The following is a 4,008-nucleotide window of genomic DNA, read 5'->3' on the forward strand; positions in this document are numbered from 1 at the left end:
AACGGCGTGGAGAAGGCCCGCAACACGAACGTCACCATCACCCCGGGTGCGATCGGCAGCGGGACGACGACCGCGAACTTCATCGGCAAGTCCCTCTACTCCAACGACAAGTACTTCAAGGGCCGGATGCGGGACTTCCGCATCTACGACCACGCCCTGACCCCGGTCGAGGTCCAGGACCGGGCCGACAACCCCGACAAGAAGTGGGAGCAGATACAGGCCCTGGCCAACAACAACTGCGCGCTCGCGTACTTCGAGGACTCCGTCATCGGTCCGGTGGTCATCTTCCCGAAGGACTACACGGGAGACATCAACGCCCTGCAGACACCGGAAGGCTGGACCGACCACGACGGAGTGGCACCGACCACCTGGCCCACCGTCACCACCGCGAAGAGCCAGATGTTCACCGCCGCCCAGATCAAGGACGTCACCGCGGACATCAACGCGGCGATCGCGCCCTACGCCGACACCAACGATGCGGACAGCGTGCTGGTCGGCTACGACGGGATGAGCGACCGGATCGTGGTGACCACCAACGCCCCGGCGTCGGTCACGGATCCGCTGCTGGCCGCACACCCCAACATGATCACCATCCAGCAGCCGTGACCTGACAGTTGATCAGGATCGGCTGAGTCCAGAGCGGGGCCCGGGTCACCACCCGGGCCCCGCCCTCACGTTCACCCCGCCGCGTGCGTGACGAAGACACCCGAGGACGCGGTGGAGAGAGTCAACCGCGGACCTCCGGGGTTCTTGGAGTCACGGACGAGGACGGTGTGGGGGCAGCCGGCGACTTCGAGGCCTTCGCCGCCTTCGCCGCCGCTGTACGTCGACCTGCGCCTTCCGGACCTCAGGGATCGCGTCCGCGATCAGGCCTCCGGCGTCCAGCAGGGGGTCCGCCTGCTCCAGGACCTCCGCGCCACCGCAGCCGTACGGCCACGCAGAGTCGCCAAGCCATCCCTGGAGGTGAGTGACACACGCGGGGACCGGCAACTGCGGACCGTCACGAACCCGGGGGGAGGAGGGCGGCCGGGGCCTGGTCGTCCTCTGGGTCCTGTCCCGCAGGTGGGGCGTCGCGGAGCGGGCGTTCGGCAAGACGGTCTGGACCGAACTGCCTCTCAGGCGGCGGGAGTCTCGCGCGGCTCCAGCACCCAGGTCATAAGGATCCCGTAAAAGACCCGTAGTAATACCCATAGTCCGGGGGTGGTCGCCGCAGTGATCCTTCACGAGACAGGAGCCATGTGACGTACATGAGAAACCGGTGACGTCAAGGCTCCCTCGCCCCAACTCGGCCCCGGAGGACTCATGCTCAAGCGAACCGCAGTGTACGTACGTGGAAAGACGAGATCCAGGAGAGGGAAGACCGCCTTCGCGGCGCTCTTCGCGATTGTCATCGCGGCGCTGTTCGCCCCGATCCTGACGGTCACGCCGGCGCAGGCCGTCACGATCACCGACTGCCCGGGAGGCACCTATTCGGGACAGGGCGGAGGGAACTGCCCCAACCTGCGCAACAAGAACCTGAACAACCAGCGGGCGATGCCCAACTACGTGTATCGCGGTGACTCCCGCGATCCGTACGGGATATTCCAGAACGGCATGCTCCCGCGCGGGCACAACAACGACGTCGTGGCGCATGTCCAGGGCGACCGGGCCGGCAACAGCCAATATATTTCGACGTCGGGCACGCAGAGCCTGGCGGAGACGTTCGCGCGGAGCCAGGGAATGCGCAATCTGGATTCCGCGGTCAGGATGCCGGGCTGCACGACGGGCAGGATGAGGTTCTATTCGGCCATCCCGTTCGTGGGTCCGCTTCTGCTGAAAAGCTGCATCGATGACAGGGTGCAGGCGTACACCTTCGTCTATGTGATCGACACCAAAGTCGGCAAGAACGCCATGTACATCGCCGATCAGATCCGAGGGAACAAGGCCCTCTACAACCAGTACAAGAGCCAGGACGAGTGGGCCTATGTCGGCAAGATCAAGAGAGAGGCGATCGCGGGCGTCCGCATCTACAAGATGACGGCCCGGGTCGAGCGCGGCGGCACGCTGGACCTGCGAACCCTCACGTTCTCGTACGACAAGTTCTTCGCGAACAAGTACCACCAGGACGTTCTGACCACCATGGCGAATTACCACCCCTACGATCCGGTAAACGATCCGTTCGCCCAATGGAACTACTACTCGGATCTGCACACCCCGCCTGTTCCCCCGACCGATTTCAACCGGGATTGCATATCGGTGAACCGATGCAGGGGGGCCAACCAGGCGTCGTCGTCGGGATCGGGATCGTCGTCGACAGCGGTGGCGACGCTATCGGTGGCGAGCCTGCTGCTCGGCAAGGGGAAGAGCAAGCCGTGAGCTGATCGCGGCAGTGCCACCCCACACCGGCGGAACCCGCCAGAGCAGTGACCAGAGAATTCACCGGAAAAGCGAGAGGGATCTCCCCGTCATGAAAGGCAGCACATGTTGAGAACCAACGATCCAGGGGCGGTGGTCTCGCCGGACGCCCCGCGCCGACGGCGACGACCGGTGCGTAACGGTCTCGTCACCGCACTCTCCCTCGCACTGGTCGCCGGCGCCGGGCTGCTGACGACCGCCTCCACGGCGCAGGCCGACATCACCACCGGCCTGGTGCTGGACTACAACCTGGACGAGACCTCCGGCACCGTCGCCCACGACTCCTCGGGCAACGGCCACGACGGTACGGTCCTCGGCACCACGAACTGGGGCGGCACCGAGGGCCTGACCTTCGACGGCGCGGGCACCTACATCAAGGTGCCGGACAACATCATGGCCGGCCTCTCGTCGATCACCGTCTCCTACGACGTGTGGATCGACCCGGGCCAGACCGGCAACTACTTCACCTACGGCTTCGGCAACAGCAGTTCCGGCTACGGCAACGGTTACCTGTTCAACACCGGGAACACGCTGCACACCTCGATCACGGCGAGTGACTACCTGCACGAGCAGAAGACCGGCCAGGCCACGGCCCTGGCTCGCGGCGCGTGGAAGCAGGTGACCTACACCCAGACGGGCACCACCGGCATCATGTACCTGGACGGCGTGGAGGTGGCGCGCAACACCGCGGTGACGGTCACCCCCGGCTCGATCGGCGGCGGGGTGACGACCGCCGACTACATCGGCCGTTCGCTCTTCTCGGCGGACAACTACTTCAAGGGCAAGATGCGGGACTTCCGCGTCTACGACCGGGCCCTGTCCGCGGGCGAGGTGGTGAACCGGGACAACGACCCGGACGTGCAGTGGGAGGAAATGCAGGCCATGGCCACCTACAACGGTGCGCTCACGGCCTTCGAGGACCCCAAGATCGGACCGGTCCTCATCTTCCCGTCGGACTACACCGGGGACATCAACAACGTCGAGCAGCCGCCGGACTGGAAGGACTCCGCCGGGAACACCCCGACGCTCTGGCCCGTGCCCACCACCGCGAAGAGCCAGCTCTTCACCTTCGGTGACATCGGTACCGTGCAGGACGCGGCCTACGACGCGATACAGCCCGACGGTGACACGACGTACACCCTGGCCGTCCACTACGACGGGATGAGCGACCGGGTGGTGGTGGAGACCAACGCCCCGGCCTCGGTCACCGACCCCCTGGTCAACGCGTACCCCGGTCAGATCACGCTCACCACGTCCACCACCCTGCCCACGTCGGCGCCCGCGTGCACTCCGGCGGAGGCCGGCGCCACCAAGGGGCTGTTGCTGGACTACAAGCTGGACGAGACGGCCGGCGACTACGTCCACGACTACTCGGGTCTCGGCAACGACGGTCAGATCCTCGGCACCGCGGACCTGGGCGGTGACAACGGGCTGGGCTTCAACGGCACCGACACCAGCGTCAAGCTGCCGGACAACATCATGGCGGGGATGAACTCGATCACGGTCGACTTCGACGTGCAGATCGACTCGACCCAGGGCACGCCGTACATGTTCTACGGGCTGGGCAACACCAGCGGCAGCATGGGCAACGGCTACCTGTTCACGACCGGTACC

Annotated in this window: 4 protein-coding genes; 3 read left to right on the forward strand and 1 reads right to left on the reverse strand. The window is 65.6% G+C overall.

Annotated features, from left to right (window positions below; translation table 11 throughout):
* Window positions 1-606: LamG domain-containing protein (locus tag BMZ82_RS42485; protein WP_256252362.1), on the forward strand; the 606-nt coding region annotated here is incomplete at its 5' end.
* 71 nt (window positions 607-677) lie between these two features.
* Here BMZ82_RS42485 and BMZ82_RS38935 read toward each other — a convergent pair.
* A complete protein-coding gene (locus BMZ82_RS38935; RefSeq protein WP_093782101.1) occupies window positions 678-851 on the reverse strand; it encodes a DUF397 domain-containing protein in 174 nt (57 codons plus the stop codon).
* A 451-nt stretch (window positions 852-1,302) separates the two neighbouring features.
* Here BMZ82_RS38935 and BMZ82_RS38945 point away from each other — a divergent pair, with 451 nt between their 5' ends.
* On the forward strand, window positions 1,303-2,355 hold the full coding sequence (locus BMZ82_RS38945; protein ID WP_093782099.1) for a hypothetical protein: 1,053 nt from the start codon (window positions 1,303-1,305) through the stop codon (window positions 2,353-2,355).
* A 171-nt stretch (window positions 2,356-2,526) separates the two neighbouring features.
* Window positions 2,527-4,008 (forward strand): LamG domain-containing protein (locus BMZ82_RS42490; protein ID WP_256252363.1); only part of this gene is annotated, 1,482 nt, incomplete at its 3' end.

Origin of the sequence: Streptomyces sp. yr375 (genome assembly GCF_900110755.1) — a bacterium.
Lineage (GTDB): Bacteria > Actinomycetota > Actinomycetes > Streptomycetales > Streptomycetaceae > Streptomyces.